The sequence below is a fragment of the Candidatus Micropelagos thuwalensis genome (assembly GCF_000469155.1).
Classification (GTDB): Bacteria; Pseudomonadota; Alphaproteobacteria; order RS24; family RS24; genus Micropelagius; species Micropelagius thuwalensis.
Genome location: NZ_AWXE01000004.1, coordinates 1 through 22,517 on the forward strand (window position 1 = coordinate 1; position 22,517 = coordinate 22,517).

Genomic DNA, 22,517 nt, shown 5'->3' on the forward strand with positions numbered 1-22,517 from the left:
CTCCTCTGGGGCCTTATCAATATCAGCATAATCAGAAAACTCAGCTCCGCCATGCTCAGACAAAACCTTCGTAATCGCTGCCGTCAACGTCGTCTTACCATGGTCAACGTGACCAATCGTGCCAATGTTAACGTGGGGCTTCGTGCGCTCAAACTTCTCTTTCGACATGTTTCCACATCCTTGTCTTGTAGGGCCTGTCTATCAAGCCCGGTTAAATTTCACTCCGGTCTCATGACGTTTGTCAGAAGACCAAATGGAGCGGGTGAAGGGAATCGAACCCTCATCATCAGCTTGGAAGGCTGTTGCTCTACCATTGAGCTACACCCGCAGTACAAACCAGCCTCCCCGAACCAGATACCACGCAGGGTTATGGTGGAGGGAGTTGGATTCGAACCAACGTAGGCATAGCCAACGGGTTTACAGCCCGTCCCCTTTAGCCACTCGGGCATCCCTCCAGACCTTGAAAATTCCAGGCCCATAGAAACCCTATGCGTATCAGGCCCCTAGCGGGGATTCCCGTCCAAACTAAATCCAACAGGTATTTCACAGAAAAGCGAAGCCTGCTACATTCAGCGAACAAAAAACACACAAAAGCCGCCCAGACCACTGAATAACCAGTTGGCTAAAACCACCGGCTAATCACAAGTCAAAACAGTCTTTGCGACATTTAACGGCTCCTTATAAGCATAGAAAGACCTTTGTGCAAGCCTCAAATAGAGAAAAACGTGGGGAAACAGATATTTATCTCTTTTCTCATCACCACCCACCAGCCCATATACAAGGATAATCAAATTATCTATAAATACCGGATGAAGAAATCGTCCACCCCCTCGAAATTCAGTTCTAAAAACCCCAAAAATCGGAGATCCAACAAATCCGGGCGAAAAGATACATCACATGATGATGACAGCATCATTTACGGTTTACACGCCGTCATTGCGGCTCTGCAAAACCCTGCCCGCAAGTGTCAAAAGCTGACGGTTACGAAAAATGCCCTCAATGAAATCCAACAGCAGGCAGAAATTCCCCCAAATCTGGAGGTTCAAAAGGCATCACCGGATCAAATCAACAAAAAACTAAAACCCGGCACTGTGCATCAAGGGGCTTTACTGAACACCGCCCCACTCCCAGAAGTTAGCCTCGAAACAGTTACAGCCAATGGCAAACCTATAATCGTGCTGGATCAGGTAACAGACCCCAGAAATATTGGTGCAATTATCCGTGCCGCCACTGTTTTTGGTGCTGGGGGACTGGTTATGACACGACATAATAGCCCTGCATCGGGGGGAGCTTTAGCGAAAACAGCCTCAGGAGCACTTGAAAAAATGCCACTCGTGCGCGTGGCAAACCTTGCCAGATGCCTTGAAAGCCTTTCGGAAGCCGGATACCTGACATGCGGACTTGATGAGGACGGCGCACAATGGCTAGGCGATATCCCCCGTGACCGGCCGATTGCTTGCGTTATGGGCGCGGAAGGTAAAGGTTTAAGACGCCTTACAAAGGAAAATTGCGCGCAACTGGTGCGTCTCACCGCCTCTGATGCCTCAAGTTTTGCGACGCTTAATGTTGCGACAGCCACCGCAGTCGCGCTTTATGAAATTGTCAGATAGAAATTTTTTTAATGTTTTCTTAAACCGTCAACCAGCACCATATGCGGCACGGTGAGCGCGGCCAGACCAATAAAAAGCCCCGTAGTTAACCCCTCCGAGAAATGATCATGCGCCTGAAGCGCAAACAAAAAAATCAACGCGATGGGCAGAACTGAAAACAGCACAATTTGACCAAGATGACCCGATTTAATGAAACCACCTTCAATCTGAGTATTCAGCACCCTAAAATGCCGAACGGAATGCACACAGCAAAAATAAATCGCAAAAGACCATAATGGCGGTAAAATGAAATACAGCACGACAAGAAACAATAAAAGTGTCACCTCACTGCCCCCAGTTTTAGGCAGATAGGAAAGCATAATTCCAAAAGCTGCCAACCATATCGGCAGTAAAAAGATAATGAAGAGTATCAGATAAGAAGCAGCCTGACCCGATATGAGAACAAATACATCATTAACCGGAATTGGATGGAATAACGGAATGAGCAGAACTGGGCCGCCGCCCATGGCAATTATGCGCGCCCAATAATGAAACCGGCTTTGAGATTGGGCCCCTTTTGCTATCGAGTCTGTCGCCGACACATCACCCAGACCAAAATGGATGCAGGATTGGATAAGAAACAGTAAAAGACCCAGCACCGGGAAGAAATACCACAAAACCAAAACCATTCCCGCAATAACGAGATAAGACGTAACAAAAATTACCCAGCCTTTTGTCGTGGGCTGGAAACTTTTAAAGGCGAGTAAACCGTCTCCCGCCCCATGGGGCAAACCGACGAGCATGATAAATAAAACCGGAAGCAAATCGATAAGTGTCATATGGGACATTAAAATCTGACAATACTTTTCAAAAACGGCCTGGACGGCATGGCGTTAATTGTCATTAGCTTCGGCACAAAACCTGATCGCCCATTCATAAATCTTGCAAAATAATCCGCCTGAACTTTCGACGCCATGCGGGTAAAGAAATGTGACGCCAATTCGGGTTTTTTGTTCAGCACATCCAACATAACATCATCCATCCACCGTTCAAAAAAATCAGCACCCGCTTCCGGCAAGCCCCAAATAAGCGTTTCACGTTTCGCATAATCATAAGCCTGTCGGCTAATCTGAGCAAAAGCATAGGAACTCGAGGCCCGCATCGCATTGGCAGGCAAGCCAAATGGAATGCATCCATCATTGTGCTTTGGTTTCACCTGCGACATCGGCAAAACGCCTTCTTCTTCTTTCAATATCGTGACTTGCTCACCTTTCAGATGCAAAGACCGATTAATATATTCTGCAATCTGCTCCCTATACCACTCCGGCTCATTTGGCCTTTGCGAAAATACCGTCGACTCAATAAAGGCTTTCTTTTCAGTAAAAGGCAAAACATACATGAAGTGTATGCCGTCTTCCTGAGACACACGAAAGTCCATCAACATAACCTGACCCGGGTTAAAGGTGTTTTTTGAGACCTTAATGTGCTGGCCTAGAAAATGCTGCTTCATGCAATCGTGAGGCGTAATATAATTCACAGTATCGAATACATGATGTGCCGTCACCGTCTGCTCATCGCGCATGAGCATGCGCGTATAATTTTCATGAATAGAGGTTTTCATTACCGTGCCATTTATAAATCTAACATTTGCTTTGGAACATTTATCTGCCAATGCTTTCATGTAAGTTGCGGATGAAACGGCATAATAATGGTAGTCTTGTCCGCGCATAACATGTGCATTACCCGGCTCGGCAATCTGCCAGTGCCACCACTGCGATAAGGCATGTTCGCGCGCCAGTTCAAGATGCGGGCTTCCATTATCCCAGAAACCCCAAATATGATCCGGCTTTGGCATACCGTCATCTACAACCAGAATTTTGAGATTATGGAATTGTGAAAGATGATAGGCGAGGCTTAAACCTGCAAGCCCACCCCCGATAATTCCTACATCGGCACGACGCCTTTGTTTAGCAATGCGACGACCGGACATGCGGCAAACCAATTAGATGTTTATGGAGTTCAGATGAATGCTTAACTTTTTTTGTATATCTAAACCTTACGTCAATTAAGGCAGAGAAACTTGCAACGATTTTTGCTCCTGGCCCAGCAACCTCACGGGTAGGCCAGCTATGAAAATTTTTATGCCGCATGCTATGACCAATACTCTGATAGGCTCGACCCGCTACCGCAATAGCTGTTCGCGCCCGGGGGGGAAGATAAGGCAACCCATGAAAGCCTGAGTCATAATATTTATCGGCAAGTCGCAATAAACGATAAAGAGATAATTGCACCAAATGACTTATTTCGGTTTCAGCATCATCTGCGGCGGCCTTGCAGATTTCTGCGGCAGATAATTCAGCGCACCAGTCAGCTGGGATATAACGCCGTCCCATACGAGCATCTTCGGCAACATCGCGGGCAATATTGGTGAGTTGCATTGCGATGCCCAAATCAATGGCATGGGCATAAGCATCTTCATCATAACACCCCAGAACTGAACACATAAGCACGCCAACAGTTCCGGCAACACGGTATGCATAATTTAACAAATCAGCTTCGCTTTGTAATTCGGCAGGCTCTTTGTCACCAATCAGACCTTCCAGCAACGCGTTGAGGGCTGACAATGACAAATGATTTGTATTGGCAAAATCCAGAAATCTTGCAAACTCATCCATGTGACCCGGAGGCATGACAGCTCCTGATAATTTTTTCTGCATGGTCTCAATGCGCGTATAACCATGCGCCAACCCGTCATCTGCCAGATCATCTAGGTAACGACAAAACGAATAAAGTTGCGCCGCTTTGTCACCATTTTCCTTACCCAAAAAACGCCGTGCCCAGTTAAATGTTTTACCATGTTTGGCGAGCGTTGCCGCTGAGTCTTCATAAGGAGAAAAAATCTCACTTTCAGAAAAAGTCGCTGGTCCGTTCATTCACCCGCCTCCGCCAAAACATCAGAAGCAAGTTCGTCTGAGTATGATTGCGACTGCAGATTTGACTGAGCCGGTATCATTTTCTCCAAAGCTTTCGCAGAACTTAAAACACCGGGCAGTCCCGCTCCCGGATGCGTTCCCGCGCCAACAAAATAAAGATTGCCGATATCCGGATCCCGATTGTGATATCGGAACCATGCTGATTGCCTGAACACCGGCGCGATAGAAAAGCCTGCTCCATGCGTCGCGCGATATTGTTTTTCAAAATCGCCCGGATGCATCCAGAAATCCGCGGTTACATGTGACTCCAGATCCGGCATGATTGTCTCTGAAAGGGCTTTGACAATACGGTCACGCAATTCAGAACCATAAACATCCCAGTCAATATTGCCCTGCAAATTCGGCACCGGGCAAAGAATATAAAAGCTATCACACCCCTCCGGCGCAAAAGAAGGATCGGTTGCAGTCGGGCGATGGAGATAAAGAGAAAAATCATCTGTCGCAATTTGCTTGTTGAAAATATCATTCAGCAAACCTTTAAAACGTTCACCAAGCCAAATGGTGTGATGTGCCACATCTGGATATTGCCGTGTGGTACCAAAATAAAGGACATACAGACCCATCGAATATTTGGTTAATGCTTCTGGAATAATTTTCTTAGGACGCAAAAATGACTTGCCTCCTACAGGCATCATTTCACGATAGACCGTAGGTGGATCGGCGTTGCAAACAACAAGGTCTGCTAGCATTTCACGGCCATCCGTACATTTAATACCAGTAACTTTTTTGCCACTGACAACAATTTCCTCAACATCTGCACCGGTATGAATGGCAACACCGTGTCGCCGCATCAATTTTTCGAGTTCAGTGACGAGCTTACCGGTTCCTCCCATGCAAAAATGCACACCCCATTTGCGCTCAAGATAATGTATTAACGCATAAATACTCGTTGTGTCGTATGGATTGCCGCCAACCAGTAACGGATGGATGGATAAAGCCTGCCGTAAATATGGATGCGTAATATATTTTTTCACAAACTGGGAAACCGTTAGATCGCTCCGCAACTTCAAAAGCGCGGGGACTTGTTTCAACATGTCTGTAAATTTTAAAAACGGTTGATCTGCAAGCTTTTCAAACCCGACCTCAAAAATTTCACGGGAAGCATCAAGTAATCTGCGATAACCTTCAATATCTGCTTCACGGTATTTAGCCATGCCTGCTTCAAATTCGGCCATGTCATCCCCATAATCAAAATCCGATCCATCAGGGAAATGAAATCTGTACCATGGTGACACAGGTACAAATTCCAGATGGTCAGAGAGCTTTTCATCAAAAAGTGAAAACAGGTCTTCAAACATAAAGGGCGCAGTGATAACAGTTGGGCCAGCATCATGACGGAAACCATCTTTTTCAAAGACTTGAGCCCGCCCGCCAAGACTGTCCAACCGTTCCACCAAATCCACGTGATACCCAAGCGCACGCAATCTTAACGCAGCACCAATTCCACCAAATCCAGAACCGATAACCAGGGCCTTGGGAAGATATTCGTTCATGTGACAGTTAACCTAACTGGCTGTGTTGGAGGTTGACGATGTGCGATTGATTTTCTGGCTTGCAGCATAGAGATAATCCGTAACCGGCGAAAGGACAGGTTTAATATCGTATTCATGATCATTGAGATCTTTTTCAACCTCTGCCAGCAAGGATGAAATTTTATCTGCCGCCAATTCTCCGCCGTTTATAAAAAGTTCTTGCATCCATTTTTCATCTGTATGCTCGCAAACCATACCTTGCATAAATTTTTCATCAAATTCCTGGCGCGATCCATTGACCAAACTGTCTCTGAAAAGAATAACAACAGCGTTGGGCGATTGTCTCAAAACATCTCCACCCTGTCGCGCAGCCCCATCTGTACCCATTAGATTTTTGATGTCATTGGTAATTTGATAAGCAAGGCCAAGATTACCAAAAACATTTTCCAAACTGTGATAATCCTCATGCAAACTTGCAAGGAGGTATATACCCTCGACAGGAATACTAATTAGTTGCCCGGTTTTCCCCGAGACAATTCGACTATAATGCGCCCAATTAGGATAGGCAGAAGATACAAATTCGGCGGCTTGCCCAGTTGAAAGCGCAGACATACCTTTTGCTAGCAAGGCCGCGCTCGCCGCGTGCGAACCGGTTAGGGAATAAGTCAGACGGTCAGCCTCTGCGGCATGCACAAATGACTGTGCAACCAACCAATCACCGAGACAAATAGCCTGCTGAAGCCCAAAAGCTTTCCATATGGTCTCTTGGTTTCGTCGGCTGGTATCTTCATCACAAATATCGTCATGCAGAAGTGAGGCATTATGCAAAAATTCGACACTTAAGGCCCATTGCATTGCAATGTCAGGGTTTAAATCAAGCATATTGCCAGCGGCAAGAGCGATTTGACCACGGATAAGCTTACCGGGTTCAGCAAAATGATGCATGGCAGCGGCATTTAAGGGATGGTCAGCAGGTGGCATCTGGCTTTTAATATTCGAAAGCAGATCATGAGACATCTCTTTGAGATTATGGGAATTTTTTTGGAGATGCTTATAAGAAACATGCGAGTCAGAACGAGTCTGAAACGCCTCCATTCCCTCCATAAGCTCAGCTAACAAACCGGACATACTCTACTCCTCAACAATTCCGACTGTAAATTCGGCTACCCTCCCAGGTATAAGCCGAACTGAGCCTATACAGTCGCTTAACAGGATTCAGTTAACAAAATCCTGAACAAATATGATGTCGGTGAATCAAAAAAGCTTCTCATACTTTTAAAAAAGCCGCAAAACCACCGCATCACAAGCAATGCAACAAGTTAAATACTGTTACATTAACACTATGCGAACACGAATTGAGCCGGTCAAGCACTATTCGTAACAAATTTGTAACAAGTCATTCCATAGCCATCATCAAAAAGCTTATGGGAAAAGACCCTATAGAAAAAGGCAGGAGAATTATCTCCATTCTTTCTTACTATTTATTCTCTTAAAACACGCACATAATTGAAAAATGAGAGATGGTTCCTGATTGCCAAGCTGTTTCAAATCCATCACAAAAATAGAGCGCAAATAATGGAGATACTATGCCAACCAATATAGCTGATGTTCCAAAAAACCTACTAAGTGATTTTGATTTGGTTGCAGATCCTGAGATGATGCGTAACCCACAACAAAGAATGACAGATGCACTCGTCAACGATGAACGGAATATTTTCTACACACCTCATAATGGCGGACACTGGATTGTCACCAATTATGAAATGGGGCACGAAATTCTGAGCAATCCGGATCTTTTCGGTTCATTCCCAATTGGTGTACCGGCTAATTACGAACAACGACCTCGCTTAATACCTTTGGAAAGCGACCCTCAGAGCCATCCTCGTTACCGTCGACTGCTGCTCCCAGTATTCGCACCCAATATCATCAGTAAGATGGAAGATAAAATTCGCAAGCGTACAATAAATGTCCTTGATGAGGCTCTACAATCTCCTGAGATTGATTTTTTGTGGGATATTGCTAAGCCCATTCCAACAGGTGTGTTTCTGGAAATGCTCGGCCTACCCCAGCATATGCAACCGCAATTTTTTGAATGGGAGAACGGTTTTTACAGAGCTGAAACCGTCGAGGCACGTGTCGATTATGGCCAAAAAATCGCGCAATATTTAAGCCAAGCGGCAGAAGACCATGTTACCAATCCGCGCGACGACGTCATGAGCATGTTACTTGAGGTAGAGGTCGAAGGCGAAAGACTATCTCGCGACGAGGTGGATGCAATTTGTTATTTGTTGTTTCTCGCCGGGGTAGACACAGTTGCCGCCATGCTAACCTTCATCGCCAATTACCTCGCGCAAAACCAAGACCTCTATCAAAAGATAAAGGCAGATAAAGAATTCCTGGAAAAAGCAACTGATGAACTCCTCCGCATGCACGCCTTCATCAATCTCAATCGTATATGTGAGGCCGATACAGAATTTCACGGTGTGCAGTTCAAACAGGGCGATAATATCGTTGTTCCATCATTCGTTACTGACCGTGATGCTACGACTTTTCCGGATCCACATAATTTTAATCCCGAGCGCTCAAAAGTTGAACGTACTATGCACCACGCTTTTGGCGATGGCCCACATAAATGTATCGGTATGCATCTTGCCAAATTGGAGATTAAAATTGTGCTGGAAGAATTTGCCAAACGGGTTAACGCATTTTCAATCTCCGATGAAAGCAAAATTAAAGCCCATGGCGGCACAACAATGGGCATGGATAATTTACCCATCACATGGACAGCCTGAGAGTCGTTTACAGACTAACTAAAAGGCTTTTTTTAAACCAATGTTAAAATGCCTCGCTTCGCCGGGGAAGTAACGTGCATTCCCAAAAGCATAATCGGCGCGCTTCGCGTATTTTTCATCAAACAAATTAATCACGCTTAAACTGAGAAATGCGCCATCAGCAATCCCACGCACCAATGTCACATCAACCACTTCATGCCCGGAATAGGTATTGCTGTTCCGTTCATCGGTGAAATATTTCCCAATATGTTGCCAGCTCAATTTTAATGATGAGACATCATCCGGTGTCCAAATTGCTGTGACATGCCCCAAACGACGAGGCGCGGTATCAATATCACGCCCCTTTACGATGCCATTAGGCGCGTGACTAAAATCATAGCTGTGAACCGCATAAGTCAGTTGTGAGCTTAGAATCAGATTTTGCGTAGGGCTGAATTGTAAATCAAGTTCGATACCCTCATGGTCGGTTTTTCCATTACTCACATTTTCACTATTGGAGTCGCGAAAATGAAAATGCTTCTTCTGCATTTTATAGACCGCAATCTCATAACTAAGTGAAGCCGTCGATTTACCGATCAAGCCACGCATCCCGATTTCAAAGCTATCTATCTGTTCGGCTTTGAGTGTTTCGGGTGTTTGTCCATTTCTGAGGCGATATAAATCTGTTGTTTGGGGTGCACGATGACCGCGCGTAAGATTAGCAAAAAATGTCTGCTGCTCAATTTTACTAACCCATCCAAGCTTTGGCGACCAAGTTAAAAAATCATCCTCCCTATCAGCCGGACGGAAAAAACGACCAAAAGATCCATCGCTCGTCTTATTATCATAGGTATAGGATGTATGCTCCCCGCGCAGACCAGCCGTCAATAAAGAAGCCTTTCCCATCGGCATTTCGCCCTGAATAAATCCGGCAAAAGTCTCAGCCTTAACGCTATAATCATAATGGATACCCGGCAGGAAGCCGAATTGCGCCGGGCGCGTTTGAATTTGCATTAGCTCCCCTTCAGTAGCTTCAACATCTAAACCATAAACCAATTCAGACAAAAATTCGGAGTCATCGAATTTTTGCGTAATCGCAGATTGAACACCAAAACTATAATGTCGATTGGACTCTTCCGGATCAGCACTTGCAAGGAAGTGCATTAAAAAACGCATATCGTGATAACGCATATAAGGTGTGATGCGTAAAGTTTTATTGCCGGAAAGTGATGTTTCCGTATAGAGAGCCGCCCTTAAACTTTCCGCATTTCTGAAGGCATTATCATCCGTGTTCATTTTGGCAACTTGCCTGTCGCGATAACTTGACGCGTAACCAGCTGTTTCCTGTTCCAGATGATTGGCAGATATAATTAATCTGTAATTTGTGTCTGCGCCGCCCTTCCAACCGGATTGAAATTTAATTTTTTGCTGGTCAAAACCCGAAGCAGCTCGATAGCCCTCTGTCTCTCCTGACAGTGTCACGCCAAGCCTATAGGCTTTTCCCGCGCCTTTATTTTGAGAGGTCATATTGGATGTAAGGCGATACCTGCCATAACTCCCAAACCGCGCCTGCATATCTGAGTCGGCATCATAAGGCGATGTGGTAATAAAGTTTACCAGACCATGAACTGCGTTTGATCCATACATGGCAGGGCCGGGGCCCCTAATCACCTCAATGCGCTCACTATGTTCATTTTGCGCATCAAGCAGAGCGTTCACATTTGAAAAACCAGCCGCACGAAAAGCGATACCGTCTTCCATGAATAAAAACGACCCAGCGCCCGCACCGCCAACAAGCACCGGCGAGCGAATTGCGGTCAGATGCTCTACCCCACTGCCTCGATGCATCATCACCCCGGGGACACCGGCAAGTGCTTCAACAGGATGAATAAATGTTTCGTCTTCTGAAATAACTTTTATATTCCCGGGCATATTTTGCTTGAGAGACTCTGCGCGCTTGCCGGTTACAATTAATGAATTGAGCATAAGGGCTTTCTGTGAGTCATCAGCCAAAGCCCAGCTTGGTATAAAGAAAAAACTTGCACCCGCAAAACAAGCCGCAAGAAAACATCTTATGAAAAAGACACGTTGCATCTAATTAAACAATCATGAATTGGATAATTATCAATCCGTAAAGTTGTCGCATATTAGCTATAATAGAGAGACGGACTTTAAAAGTTTAAGCTTCGGCTTTGACAGGGAAAGCATCAAAATAAAATTTGAATTTTTCTCGGAGTTCTGCAGGTTCAATTCCAAAATCACGTTTTAAATGATATTCAATCTGCCCATATTTGCCACGGGGATGATTATCTATAAAATTTTGCAATTCGGAGCGCGCCTCATCCGTTAAATCCAATCCGGCCTTCTCATAAATAACCTCAATCGTCTTAAAAGCATCAGCCATAAATTCGTGGAACAAAATATCAATGCTCTGCGCCGCAGGAATTTGCTCGCGATCACGCACACATGCCTCAAGTAATCTATAGATTCGGTCTGCCCAATAGGCGCCAATTTCGGGCACATCAATACTGTCACGAATTGCGCGGCGTCCATAAGCGACCATAGTTGCCGCAGATTGGATAACCGAAACCGGGTCACGATGCGTAATTGGAATAATCGCATCGGGAAATACTTCTTTCAGCACCCGTAATTGCTCAAGATGTTGGGGGCATTTCAGCACCCAGCGCGTTTGTGCCCCACTTACATCACCATCCTGCCAGGTGAGAATTTTCAAAACAGTTTTCATATATTCATAATGCGGGGTTTGATCGGTTGAAAAATAATAATCACGCCAACGGGGTGAGGTGCTTAGCCACTCAAAATTATAGGAGGCAAAATCTGGCCCCATTAATTCAAGTTCTTCATGAATATGCTCAGGGTTCATCGGATGCATCGCTGCCATAAGCGGGCTAATTTGTTGCATAGCTTGCCACTGGGCATCACATCTTTCATATCGCGGGTCTTGACCAGTTTCGCCCGCCTCCTCTTCGGGTGTTGGGACTGGCTCATAAGACTCCCATAAAGGTAATGATCTCAGGCGGCTATCCGCCGCCAATAGATTCAGTAAATGCGTTGTACCGGAACGTGGCAACCCAGCCACAATGATTGGTGCTTCAATTTTAACGTCATGTATTTCAGGGTGACGGGTTAACAAGTCCTGTATCAGCAGACGGTTTTTGGCAAAGGTCACCAGCTTTCCTCGCAACCCTAGAAGCCCCAGATTATTAATCGTCTTATCCTGGCTCCATTCCTCACACAGCAAGGTGAGCCGCGACATAAACTCCATATCACCAAAATCATCAAGAGAAAGTGTGTCTTTGGCTTCGGTTATAATATCATCGGGGTTGAGCACTACAGACATTTCCGCCACCATCTCCATGGCGGCTTGTGCCGCTTCGGTCAGAACGGGTGCAGATAAATCGTCAATGGTTATGCTATTCTTGTCCATAAACCCCTCCATATTTAAAAAATTCTACACCAAGACATAGTTGAAGGGAACGCCAACATTCAAACGCCCCAACACCTTAAAACCTTTACGCGTCAGTGAGAATATGAGTAAATTTTACTATGTTGCTCGCAGATGTAATTTCCGACCTTGTTGACTTTCTGAATCACAAAATCTCAGACGCCCCCTATATACTTACCATCTCTGGCGGTCAGGGCGCCGGTAAATCCACCATGTGCAAAGCCCTTGAGGACGCACTGACACCTAAAGATAAAAAAACTCTCACCCTATCGCTGGATGATTTTTATCACAGCGCCGCAACACGACTAAAGCTCGCAGACACTATCCATCCATTATGCGCCACACGCGGCGTGCCAGGTACGCATGACCTGCCCCTTATGCGTCACACACTGGCTCAGCTTCAAGCGGCAGACGAAACGTCTCGTACCCAAATACCAAGATTCAGCAAGAGCCATGACGACAGATTTCCTGAAAAGGATTGGCCCATTTTTGAAGGTCGCCCCGATGTGATCATAATAGAAGGCTGGTGCGTTGGTGCCGAGGCAAGCTTTGTTGCCAATGCCCCCCCGACCGATTGGGAGCGTCAGCACGATCCCGACGGTATATGGAAGCGCTGGGCAATGGAACAGGCCGAGACTTATAAAGATATCTGGAATTCCAGAGATGCGCTCATATTATTGAGGCAAAAAGATTTTGAGCAGGTAATTGATAGCCGCTGGACACAAGAACAACAAAATGCGCGTGACAGTGGTGTTTGGCAATTTGAAAACCGTGAGGCCGTCGCCGATTTTTGCGCCCATTATGAAAGCTGGACCAAAGGCATTTGGGAATATTTACCAAAATATGCCGATTTTCATATTTATCGGGACTCTAACTATGTTTTCAGCTATTTATAGAGTGTATTCCAAGGCTAAGTTACAGTGTTAAAAGATATACTCTCCCGGCATATTGAGTTCATTTATCCGCATTCAAATTCATCGACTCTGGTAGAGAAAATATGTGAAAGCTTTGACATATCCCCGACAACCGAAAATAAGGCCGAGCGAGACTACTGGGATGAAAATGATAGTTTTCTCATAACCTATGGGGACACAATTTTATCCGAAGACAAACATCCCCTACAAAATATCCATAAATTTCTGGGCGATTATCTTGAGAAAGCCATTACAGGGGTTCACATTCTTCCCTATTTTCCTTTCACCTCAGATGATGGTTTTGCTGTCAGTGATTACCGTGCCGTCCGCGCTGATTTGGGCGATTGGGAAGATATTAAAGACATTGGTGAGAATTATCGCCTGATGTCCGATGTTGTTATCAACCATGCCTCCACGAGCCATGAGTGGTTTAAGCAATTTTTATCGGATGAAAAACCGGGTCGTCACTATATCAAGACCTCTGACCCGTCTGAAGACCACGCGCTGGTCACGCGCCCACGCCCCTCTCCCCTGCTCATCCCGTTTCAAACGACTGCAGGCGAGAAACATGTCTGGTGTACTTTCGGCGCCGATCAGGCTGATTTAGATTTTTCAAATCCTGACCTGCTATGCGAATTCATTTCCCTCATGCGCTTTTATATTAACAAAGGTATTCGCGTATTCCGGCTCGATGCCGTCGGTTTTTTATGGAAAGAAAATGGTACGAATTGCCTGCACCTTCCTCAGACACATGAAATCATCAAACTCATACGGACACTTGTGGACCATCTGGAAGACACAATTTTACTGATTACCGAAACCAATGTACCAAATCATGAAAACCTTCAATATTTTGGTAATGGCAATGAAGCCCATGTGATTTATAATTTCAGCCTACCGCCTTTGCTCGTGCATGCACTCCTCACCGGACGGTCAACATATTTGCGGCGTTGGATGATGGCCATGCCACCAAGTCAGGATGGCTGCACGCTGTTTAATTTTTCTGCATCCCATGACGGCATAGGTCTACGCCCTGTCGAGGGCCTGCTTCCTGAAGATGAAATCGCCAAAATGATTGATACGATTATGGGTTTTGGTGGGCGTGTAACCATGCGCAGTTATGAAGGGCGCGAAGTACCTTATGAAATGAACACCACTCTTTTCAGCGCGCTTAAAGGTACGATTCATGGCGAAGATAACTTTCATGTCGCGCGTTTCATTGCCTCACAAACCATAATGATGTCGCTTGAAGGCATACCTGCTTTTTATATCCAAAGTCTCCTGGCTTCAGAAAATGATGAAGCCCGCGCCGGACAAGCAGGTCATAACCGTGCCTTAAACAGAACACAATGGTCTGGCGAAGATATTGACGCCGCTATGTCAGATGAGAACTCACCATTATTCCAGATTTTTTATGAACTGAAAAACCGGTTAGAAATCAGGAAAAAACAAAAGGCGTTCCATCCCGACGCAACACAGTTTACCCTTCACCTCAAGCCTGGGATGTTTGGCTTCTGGCGGCAAAGTCTGGATCGCAAGCAATCACTTTTTGTCGTAACCAACATCACCCATGAAGAAAAATTACTCAGCCTGCGTGATATGAACCTCTATCAACAAGCACAATGGAAAGATTTACTGAGCAACACAATCGTTGATCCGTCCGACGAAGTACTTACTCTGTCACCTTATCAGAGCATATGGATTACCAATGTTTCAGGATAACTCAGCAATATCTTACTCAGCATTATCAAGCTTCACGGCCTCCGCGTAGCGCGATAAAAAATCTGACTTGGCCGCATTAACTCGGTTCCAGCTCGGTAAAAATGGTGTTTCCATTGGGTTTTGTAAATAGGTTTCACCGGCGACCATAATATTTCGGGCAAACAACTCAACAGCCGCTTCCTCCGTATGCCGGTCTAAGGTCAAATCATTCATCATGGCATCGTTATAATAGCAATCTATGCGATCTAAAGCCTCACGGTAATAGGTGGCTTTAATCGTTCTGAATTTCTCTGCCGAAAAAATTTCACCATCTGTTGCCAGCTTTCGAAACACAGCTTTACTGATATCAACGCTCATACGCGACAAGCCTTTGGTCACATCCCCGGCGGACATTTCTTGATGCTTGTGATCATATTGATCGGCAATATCCACCTGTGCAATGACGCGATTTGAATAATTTCGGCGCACCTCAGACAGAACACCAATTTCAAGCCCCCAGTCAGACGGGATACGAATATCATTTACGACATGACTGCGCATGGCGAACTCACCAGCAAGCGGGTAACGGAAGCTATCCAGAAACCGTAAATAGTCATTTTCACCGCAAACTTTGCGTAGCGCTTCTAAAAGAGGGGTGATGAGCAAACGTGTCACCCGCCCGCCCAACTTTTGCTCGTTAATGCGTGGGTAGAAACCTTTGGCAAAAACATAAGGGAAAACAGGGTGTACAACCGGATAAAGCAAGCGCGCCAACATTTCGCGATTATAGGTAAGAATATCGCAATCATGTAAGCCTATGACATCAACATTGCGTAAAGCCAGCATATAGCCGAAACAATACCAAACATTGCGCCCCTTGCCGGGCTCAGTCGGCGCCAGCCCAAGTTCCGACAACTCTTTATCCAGCGCTGTGAGGCGTGGGCCGTCATGCCATAAAACTGCATGTTCTTGTGGGAGACGAGAAAAATATTCTTTTGCATAAGCAAATTGTTTTTCATCAGCGCGATCAAGCCCAATAACAATTTGGTCGAGATAAGGAACTTTCGTTAGCTCCTGCACAATATTCTCCAGCGCAGGACCTTCAAGTTCGGAATAAAGACTCGGCAAGACGAGCCCGATAGAACGTTTCTGAGCAAAGGCAGAAAGCTCTCGCTCCAGATCTTCAACAGATCGTCGTGTTAGATTATGGAGGGTTGTAATACTACCGTTCTGAAAAAAATCTGCCATCAATTGGGTCCACTAGCTTATTCAAATAATTTAGGCCTTCTTCCCCGCAAGAAAAGTAAATATAGCCTCAGCCCATCCTGCTGGTCCGGAATGTTTAGTTAAATAAAGCGCATGTGTTTCTGGTAATTGAGCCCTGACCTGCAGATTTGGATTATGAATAAGGGCACCCTTATTGGCGGCAAGCAACATGCTTAAATCATTCGGTCCATCGCCCAACGCCCATATCTCTGCATCCGGCTTGCCCATCTCAGCCGTGACGCACTTTATGGCATCGGCTTTATCCCGGTGCGGAATGATATGATAAAACCGCCCACCACGGATGATTTGAAACCCTTTATTTACCAATAAATTTTTATCAGGCGCATCCCTACCTGACCACATAAAAGGCTCACTGGCCTCACGCTGAGCAGCGCGAACTGATGCAGCTTCATCCAGCCCGGTCAATTGCGAAATTTCCGCAACACTCATATCTCCAAAACCTTTAATAGCATTGCGATGTTTTTCCGGCAGAGCATCCAACGCCTGCCTAATGTCGTTAATGTGACCCGCCATATTTAACGTTCCGTCTCGAAAAGCGATGACGGCCCCGTTCTCGGCAATGATTGGGCCTGTTAGTTTGAGCTTTGAAACGAGTGGGATGATTTCTGCCCGGGTTTTACTACTCACGACACTGACAGGAATATCAGCCTGTGCCAGCGCATCTAACGCAGGAAGTGCGGCGTCGAATGCGTAAGTTTCATGATCCATTAGGGATCCATCCAAATCTGTAAAAACCAGTATGTCGGCCATTAAATAGTCCTAACATTTTTGACACATCATAGCTGAAGGTATTTAAAGTAAAAAGGTACAGCTAAACTGACTTTTATCAGGAAGATTTAGCCATGGCTAACAAAGGCTTTAAGAGTTTATGAAGTTGTGAAATATGAGCCTGAGTTATAAAATTGAAACGCTAAAACAGAGCCCTATCAAATGTCTCTTTTACGGTTTACTCAAAATTAAAATTTTATGACTAAAATATGTTTTGACCATTGTGTAATTTTTGTTCCAGATCTTAATCTAGCCATTCAACAATTCTCAGAGCTAGGCTTTATAGTAAGTAGGGGGGGTGAACATAAATATACATGCAACGCATTGATTATTTTTAGAGATCAAACATATATTGAAATTATTGCCCTGAAAAAATTTTGGTTTCGACCAATAATCAGGTTTGCGGCTAAGATTGGATTGTTAAATTACTATGCAAACAAAAAAACAGACACCTCATGGAGATTAATTCGCTGGATTACAAAAAGCTATGGCGCATTGGATTGGTGTCTTCGCACAAAAAATATTCAGTATGCTCTCAATAGCTTAGCTAGAAACAAAATTCCTACTTTAAAAAAATTAGCATACCAAAGAAAAAGACCCGACGGTCAAATTGTTCAATGGGAATTGGGATGCTCCAAAGATTATGATTTACCATTTTTGATAGAAGATAAGACCCCAATAAATTTAAGAATAGCTCAAGATAATAATACTAAACACACTAATGGTGCATTGGGTTTTAAAAAAATTATTCTATCGTCGAAAAATACCGAAAAAATAGCTTATGGCTTAAGCGCTCTATTAAATGAAAATCAAAATCATAGCAGAAAATTACCTAAAACTTTTTCAATTGGAAACATAATGATTAGCTTAAAACAAGAGGCTAATCCAAAAAGTTGTTTTAGTTTAGAGTTGAGCTACTCTGGAAACAAACGTAAGTGCATGAACACCAAAAAAACATTTGGAGCCGTAATTTGGTTAACTCCAAATATATAGAGAATTAACGCTTTCACAAGATTAATTATCGATAGGGTTATGGAAAAATGGTGCCGGCACACGGACTTGAACCGCGGACCCTCTGATTACAAATCAGACTCTCTACCAACTGTGTTATACCGGCAAACTATTGCTCCAACTATCTTTTTTGCATTTTGCTGGCTAGCAATTATTCTACTCGCGCCTGTTTCCGATAAATTTTTTGTTTTAAGGTCTATTTATTTTTCGAAAATACTCTTGGGGAGTGATTTCCGGCTAATGATAAGTGCTAAGCTCCCAGACATTTTTATGAAAGTTTTCAGACACTGATCAATAAACACTCAGTAGCATAATACTTCGCATACATGGTTTTATTATCGCAACACAATGATACTATAATCTGTGCACAAAAAAAGCTTACGAAAGTGCAAAATCTAAAATGTTAATTTTGTTGTCGTTAAAAGACTTATTGGTAATCAACTTATTTTCTAAAGACCATATATTCAGGGTTAGCGAAAATTTTTATATGAGATGATAACAGATTAGAAGTATCAGCTTTGTTACTGGCAACCACTAGATTATAGGGATACTGTCTTGTATTTAGGCCTTTCCCATTGAAAACACTTTCTTTGAATTTAAGCCTTCTATACCATTCTACTAAACCCTCTTTAGAAGAAGGTATGTACTTGAATGTAACCAGCGTTGGTCTATTCAATTTTCTTTCTACATCAAAAAGAATTTTTTCTATCTTTGGGTCAACCAAAATTATATCCTCGGGGCCACTATTTTCAGACAGAAATTTATACATTTCCGCCTTTGCTGGATTTGTTTCTCGCCACTCGTGAACCTCCCGAAGGCTACTGATAGATCCATTAATCAAAAAAAACGGTAAAAGAACAATAATTAAAATTTCACCAAAATTTCCGGCGCTGTTAGCGTCCATTTCTTTTAAGAGAATACAAGCATAAAAAAGTATCAAAAGTAGCAATAAGCTAGTAAAGCGGTAGGGATATAGTTTAGCGAAAGCACCGTCCCTATCAAAAAACGACACCAATAAAAAACCAAAATTAATATTATTGATGATAACGCAAGAATTCTTAAGCGTTGATATATATGACCACTTGGTTCTCTTTTGATAGCCCAAAAACTTATCAAGATACCCAAAAAAATTGTTATCCCGGGCAGCCATTGCAGAATAAATCTTGGTAAACTATAGAAAGGAAGAACCATTTTATATTGTCGGATATAACTATAAATATATGACGGAGACGGAGTATCATCACCCTGGATAAAACCAGAACCATAAAACCCAGAGATAGCTACTAACAATATTGGACAACACAACAAAAAGTAACCGGACATAACCAGGGTAGGAATTCGAAACTTCCCGTCATATATAAGAATTGCTAGAGCTAATAATGCTATCCACTGAGCCCCAACAAGTAAATGGAAGTAGGTTGCAATCGCCAGAAACATAACCATTAATTTAAGATTGTTCTTCAAATAATGATTTACGCCTAATATGACAAAATAATATGCAAATATTTTTGCTTCGAAATCTTCAAACAGCCACTCTCGGCCAATAAAACTTTGCCCCAGTAAGACAAATATAATAATAGATAACAGTCCATATAAATTTGATAGCTCCAAGGTTTTACATAATTTGTAAATCGCATGACTGAAAAGCAGGCTGGCTAAAAAGGATCCAATAATCTGGGTATTTTCGAATCCAATCTTTATTACCATAGACCCGATAAGCGAGTCAGAAATCATCCTGTAGTCGCCAGAAAATATAAAGGAGGAGTATTCTCCGTTCCAACTAGTATCTAAGAACTTTTTTGCTAGGCCATAGTACATTTCTTCGTTGCCACTTAGGACCCCAAATGGAGACAGAGTTAACAAAATTAGGGCAAACAAATAATATTGAAAAAATTTACTAAAACTGGCTAAAACGTGGCTTAAATTGATCACGGCAATACCCTTTTTTAAATTAAAAATCCAAAATACTTAGTTTATTAAAAGCATTTTAGATTGCTGAAGAAGTCTACCACAGGTAGTAAATTTATCTAATGAAATTAAGGCAAAACATTTTCATAACAGTCCTTAATAAACTATAAAATTCGACTTTAGGCTGAATACCGAAATCGTCGTATTGAAGAAATTATAAGTAAGTTAAACGTATTAATTTTAGGTAGATAGTAAAACTTGAAATAATAAAAACTGCCCTTCAGTTAAAAACAGTGCAATGATTACCCCGAGTAGCCAACCGGCTAAAACCTCTTTTGGCTTGTGGCCAATAGAGGTTCGCAAATTTTTTGCTTGTTTGTTTACTTTTCCCAATTCAGAAGCAATAAGTAAGGCATGAGCCTCAATTTTTTGTCTTAGATCCATTGAGTCAATTGCAACTATGATTGACACCGTGAAGGCAACTGCGGTGACTGGTGATGAAAATCCCTCCCCAATCCCAATTGTAAAAAAAGTAGACGAGCAAATACAATTATGAGTACTTGGCATACCTCCCATGCCAATATTTTTGAATGCCAATTTTCGGTATGTTAATGAATTTAAGAAAAACTTTAAACCACCCGCAACAAAATATCCAACTATTGGAGCTAAAATATAATATGGCGTTTGCAAATCAAAATTCCTGATTGTTTTTAAGGCACCAATCTATGCTCCGGCGCATACCCTCATCTATGCTACAAATAGGTTGAAAACCTAATTCACTTTTGGCTTTGCTTATATCACATGAGATAGTTTGGTTCATTTCAGATAATACATGGATCTTCTGATTATAAAGACCAGCCGATTGAGTTAGCATATCAGCTATCCTAGCAAAATCAGAGATGAATGATGGTACATGAAGATTATTTTCTTTAACTTCAATTTTAAATTCATTTCTCATAACATTTTTGACTGTTTCTACAATTTCTAACATGGTGTATGGGCGTTCATCAGCTATCCAATAAATTTCTCCAGCTGCTTTTTTTGAGTAAGCAGCTAATAATATTCCTAAGACTAAATTATCAATAAACCCCATAGAACGCTTATTTAGGCCGTCCCCCATAAGAGGAAATTTCCCGTCCCTTATCATTCTAAAAAAATCTGTCTGCCGTGGCGGTTGCCCAGGGCCATAAAACCAAGGCGGTCGAATAATAGATATTTCAGGGTAACCTTTAGAATTTATCGCTCCTTGAAGAAATGTCTCCATAACTTGTTTTGATTTTCCATATTTCATATATGGATTAAACGGTGATCGCTCAGTAAAAAGATGCTCCGGAGACGGATTGCAACCAATCGGAGAATTAGAAGAAATAACTAAAAATCTTGACGCTTTAAATGTCGCTGCCGCATTTAGAAGATTTTTAGTTCCATATACATTTATACGACTAAAATCTGATGTAAAAAGTTTAGGGTGAATAATTCCTGCAGTATGAATAAGGAGACAGCCCTCCTCATCTTTTAACAGTGCACGGCAGTCATCTAGATTAGTTATGTCACCAACAATAATATCAGCACCAAGATCAACTAAATCATCAAAGTTGTCACCGCTCTTCACTAAGCATTTTATTTGTTTTCCACCACTACCAATTGCACCTAGTTCTTTAATGCCACGGGTTAATGCTAACGCTAATCTACTTCCCAACCATCCAGTTGCACCCGTCAAAATAATTTTTGAGTAATCGATCATTAAATTGTTTCTTTAAAAGTAAATAATAATTATGAAATTTATTATCCAACAAATTACGGTTAATCTTATTCCTCTATTTTTCAAAACTAAGGATGTTGGATCGTCGCCCAACCCATCAACCGCGAGTAATTTTAAATAAATTAATATACCTAATAACACAAATACTGAGGTTGAAAGAACCTCTTCGCCAAACTGAGTTATTGCATATGAGGAAGTACAGAATATTATATATGAAGTGAAAACAGCTGCGGCCGCAAAAGTATTAATCTGATCAAGAAATGTCAAATTGTAACCTTTTAAAGAATGCCTTTTTAAGTTTTGATCGTTACTCTGAACTAAATCTCCTCGTCTTTTACCTACAGCCAACATCAGTGATAGTAAACCTGTACACATTATTATCCAGGGAGAAAGGCTTATAGCTAATGTAGATGCACCAAACATTAAGCGAATAACAAACCCGCTGGCCACCATCAAAAGTTCAAGAATAGGTATATGCTTTAAGCCAAAAGAATATCCTAGATTTATGATAGCATATAAAAATAGCAACAAGTTAGCTGTTGTAGAATAATTGAATGATATACTTAAAGCAATAATACAACTAAGAAGCAAAAGCATAATTGTAACTGCTTCAAATTTACTTATCGCTCCAGAAGCCAAAGGACGTATCTTCTTTTTTTTGTGAAGTTTGTCAGCCTCAATATCTGTCAAATCGTTTAGGATATAAACAGAACTCGATAACAACGCGAATGAGAGGAAACTAATAAAACAAATTATAGTATCAGGTGATATAAAATTTCCTGAAAAAAATAAAGGCGCAACTACAAAGCCATTTTTAATCCACTGCTTAGGCCTCAATAACAACCAATAATTAATAAAACGTCTCATCAACCCTC

The 22,517-nt window shown here is 42.8% G+C and carries 20 protein-coding genes and 3 tRNA genes; 5 read left to right on the forward strand and 18 right to left on the reverse strand.

The features are described from left to right. From RS24_RS09865 to RS24_RS04575, 3 genes are all read right to left on the reverse strand, one after another. On the reverse strand, positions 1–168 hold a 168-nt coding region (locus RS24_RS09865; protein ID WP_021777018.1), incomplete at its 3' end, for a GTP-binding protein. An 86-nt stretch (positions 169–254) separates the two neighbouring features. Beyond that, a tRNA-Gly gene (locus RS24_RS04570) sits at positions 255–328 on the reverse strand. 42 nt (positions 329–370) lie between these two features. Continuing rightward, a tRNA-Tyr gene (locus RS24_RS04575) sits at positions 371–455 on the reverse strand. Between the two features lie 270 nt (positions 456–725). On the opposite strand from RS24_RS04575, the gene RS24_RS04580 reads away from it, so the two are divergent. Continuing rightward, complete coding sequence (locus tag RS24_RS04580; protein ID WP_239642401.1) at positions 726–1,610, forward strand: TrmH family RNA methyltransferase; 885 nt, start codon at positions 726–728, stop codon at positions 1,608–1,610. 8 nt (positions 1,611–1,618) lie between these two features. On the opposite strand, the gene RS24_RS09735 is transcribed toward RS24_RS04580, so the two are convergent. The 5 genes from RS24_RS09735 to RS24_RS04605 are packed head-to-tail and all read right to left on the reverse strand — an operon-like array spanning position 1,619 to position 7,182. Next, entirely contained in the window at positions 1,619–2,437 is an 819-nt protein-coding gene (locus RS24_RS09735; protein WP_021777020.1) for a Brp/Blh family beta-carotene 15,15'-dioxygenase, read from the reverse strand. Beyond that, complete coding sequence (locus tag RS24_RS04590) at positions 2,437–3,579, reverse strand: lycopene cyclase family protein (RefSeq protein WP_021777021.1); 1,143 nt, start codon at positions 3,577–3,579, stop codon at positions 2,437–2,439. Before RS24_RS04590 ends, RS24_RS09735 begins: the two co-directional genes overlap by 1 nt. Beyond that, the gene (locus RS24_RS04595; protein WP_021777022.1) at positions 3,557–4,522 is read right to left on the reverse strand and encodes a phytoene/squalene synthase family protein; all 966 of its coding nucleotides are present in this window, start codon (positions 4,520–4,522) and stop codon (positions 3,557–3,559) included. The genes RS24_RS04590 and RS24_RS04595 overlap by 23 nt, the downstream gene beginning before the upstream one ends. Next, the gene (gene crtI, locus RS24_RS04600) at positions 4,519–6,075 is read right to left on the reverse strand and encodes a phytoene desaturase family protein (RefSeq protein WP_021777023.1); all 1,557 of its coding nucleotides are present in this window, start codon (positions 6,073–6,075) and stop codon (positions 4,519–4,521) included. The genes RS24_RS04595 and crtI overlap by 4 nt, the downstream gene beginning before the upstream one ends. A gap of 12 nt (positions 6,076–6,087) precedes the next feature. Further along, positions 6,088–7,182: a polyprenyl synthetase family protein gene (locus RS24_RS04605; protein ID WP_021777024.1), complete on the reverse strand. Its 1,095-nt coding sequence runs from the start codon at positions 7,180–7,182 to the stop codon at positions 6,088–6,090. A gap of 458 nt (positions 7,183–7,640) precedes the next feature. On the opposite strand from RS24_RS04605, the gene RS24_RS04610 reads away from it, so the two are divergent. After that, positions 7,641–8,846, forward strand: coding sequence for a cytochrome P450 (locus RS24_RS04610; protein WP_021777025.1), 1,206 nt, complete (start codon positions 7,641–7,643; stop codon positions 8,844–8,846). 18 nt (positions 8,847–8,864) lie between these two features. Here the strand turns inward: RS24_RS04610 and RS24_RS04615 are convergent, their stop codons facing one another. Then, complete coding sequence (locus RS24_RS04615; protein ID WP_021777026.1) at positions 8,865–10,919, reverse strand: TonB-dependent receptor; 2,055 nt, start codon at positions 10,917–10,919, stop codon at positions 8,865–8,867. 85 nt (positions 10,920–11,004) lie between these two features. Beyond that, positions 11,005–12,273, reverse strand: a complete 1,269-nt coding sequence (locus RS24_RS04620) for a sulfotransferase family protein (RefSeq protein WP_021777027.1) — start codon at positions 12,271–12,273, stop codon at positions 11,005–11,007. A gap of 119 nt (positions 12,274–12,392) precedes the next feature. Here RS24_RS04620 and RS24_RS04625 point away from each other — a divergent pair, with 119 nt between their 5' ends. Together RS24_RS04625 and RS24_RS04630 are read left to right on the forward strand one after the other, a co-directional pair. Further along, positions 12,393–13,187, forward strand: a complete 795-nt coding sequence (locus tag RS24_RS04625; protein ID WP_021777028.1) for a Peptidoglycan glycosyltransferase protein — start codon at positions 12,393–12,395, stop codon at positions 13,185–13,187. Between the two features lie 24 nt (positions 13,188–13,211). Further along, entirely contained in the window at positions 13,212–14,927 is a 1,716-nt protein-coding gene (locus RS24_RS04630) for a sugar phosphorylase (protein WP_021777029.1), read from the forward strand. A gap of 12 nt (positions 14,928–14,939) precedes the next feature. On the opposite strand, the gene RS24_RS04635 is transcribed toward RS24_RS04630, so the two are convergent. Together RS24_RS04635 and RS24_RS04640 are read right to left on the reverse strand one after the other, a co-directional pair. Then, positions 14,940–16,154 (reverse strand): glycosyltransferase family protein, encoded by a 1,215-nt coding sequence (locus tag RS24_RS04635; protein ID WP_021777030.1) that lies wholly within the window; start codon positions 16,152–16,154, stop codon positions 14,940–14,942. 30 nt (positions 16,155–16,184) lie between these two features. Further along, positions 16,185–16,943 carry an HAD-IIB family hydrolase gene (locus RS24_RS04640; protein WP_021777031.1) on the reverse strand — a complete coding sequence of 253 codons (759 nt, stop codon included), beginning with the start codon at positions 16,941–16,943 and terminating at the stop codon, positions 16,185–16,187. A gap of 216 nt (positions 16,944–17,159) precedes the next feature. Between RS24_RS04640 and RS24_RS04645 the strand changes: the two genes are divergently transcribed. Then, positions 17,160–17,954, forward strand: a complete 795-nt coding sequence (locus RS24_RS04645) for a VOC family protein (RefSeq protein ID WP_021777032.1) — start codon at positions 17,160–17,162, stop codon at positions 17,952–17,954. 48 nt (positions 17,955–18,002) lie between these two features. Here RS24_RS04645 and RS24_RS04650 read toward each other — a convergent pair. The 6 genes from RS24_RS04650 to RS24_RS04675 form a co-directional block, all read right to left on the reverse strand. Further along, positions 18,003–18,078 (reverse strand) — tRNA-Thr (locus RS24_RS04650). A 336-nt stretch (positions 18,079–18,414) separates the two neighbouring features. Further along, a complete protein-coding gene (locus RS24_RS04655) occupies positions 18,415–18,876 on the reverse strand; it encodes a DUF6798 domain-containing protein (RefSeq protein ID WP_021777033.1) in 462 nt (153 codons plus the stop codon). Between the two features lie 32 nt (positions 18,877–18,908). Beyond that, on the reverse strand, positions 18,909–19,904 hold the full coding sequence (locus RS24_RS04660) for a hypothetical protein (RefSeq protein WP_021777034.1): 996 nt from the start codon (positions 19,902–19,904) through the stop codon (positions 18,909–18,911). Positions 19,905–20,120: 216 nt separating this feature from the next. After that, complete coding sequence (locus RS24_RS04665; protein ID WP_021777035.1) at positions 20,121–20,570, reverse strand: divergent PAP2 family protein; 450 nt, start codon at positions 20,568–20,570, stop codon at positions 20,121–20,123. A gap of 1 nt (position 20,571) precedes the next feature. Continuing rightward, positions 20,572–21,624 carry an NAD-dependent epimerase/dehydratase family protein gene (locus tag RS24_RS04670; protein ID WP_021777036.1) on the reverse strand — a complete coding sequence of 351 codons (1,053 nt, stop codon included), beginning with the start codon at positions 21,622–21,624 and terminating at the stop codon, positions 20,572–20,574. Positions 21,625–21,636: 12 nt separating this feature from the next. Beyond that, positions 21,637–22,509 carry a prenyltransferase gene (locus RS24_RS04675; protein WP_021777037.1) on the reverse strand — a complete coding sequence of 291 codons (873 nt, stop codon included), beginning with the start codon at positions 22,507–22,509 and terminating at the stop codon, positions 21,637–21,639. Positions 22,510–22,517 lie beyond the last annotated feature (8 nt).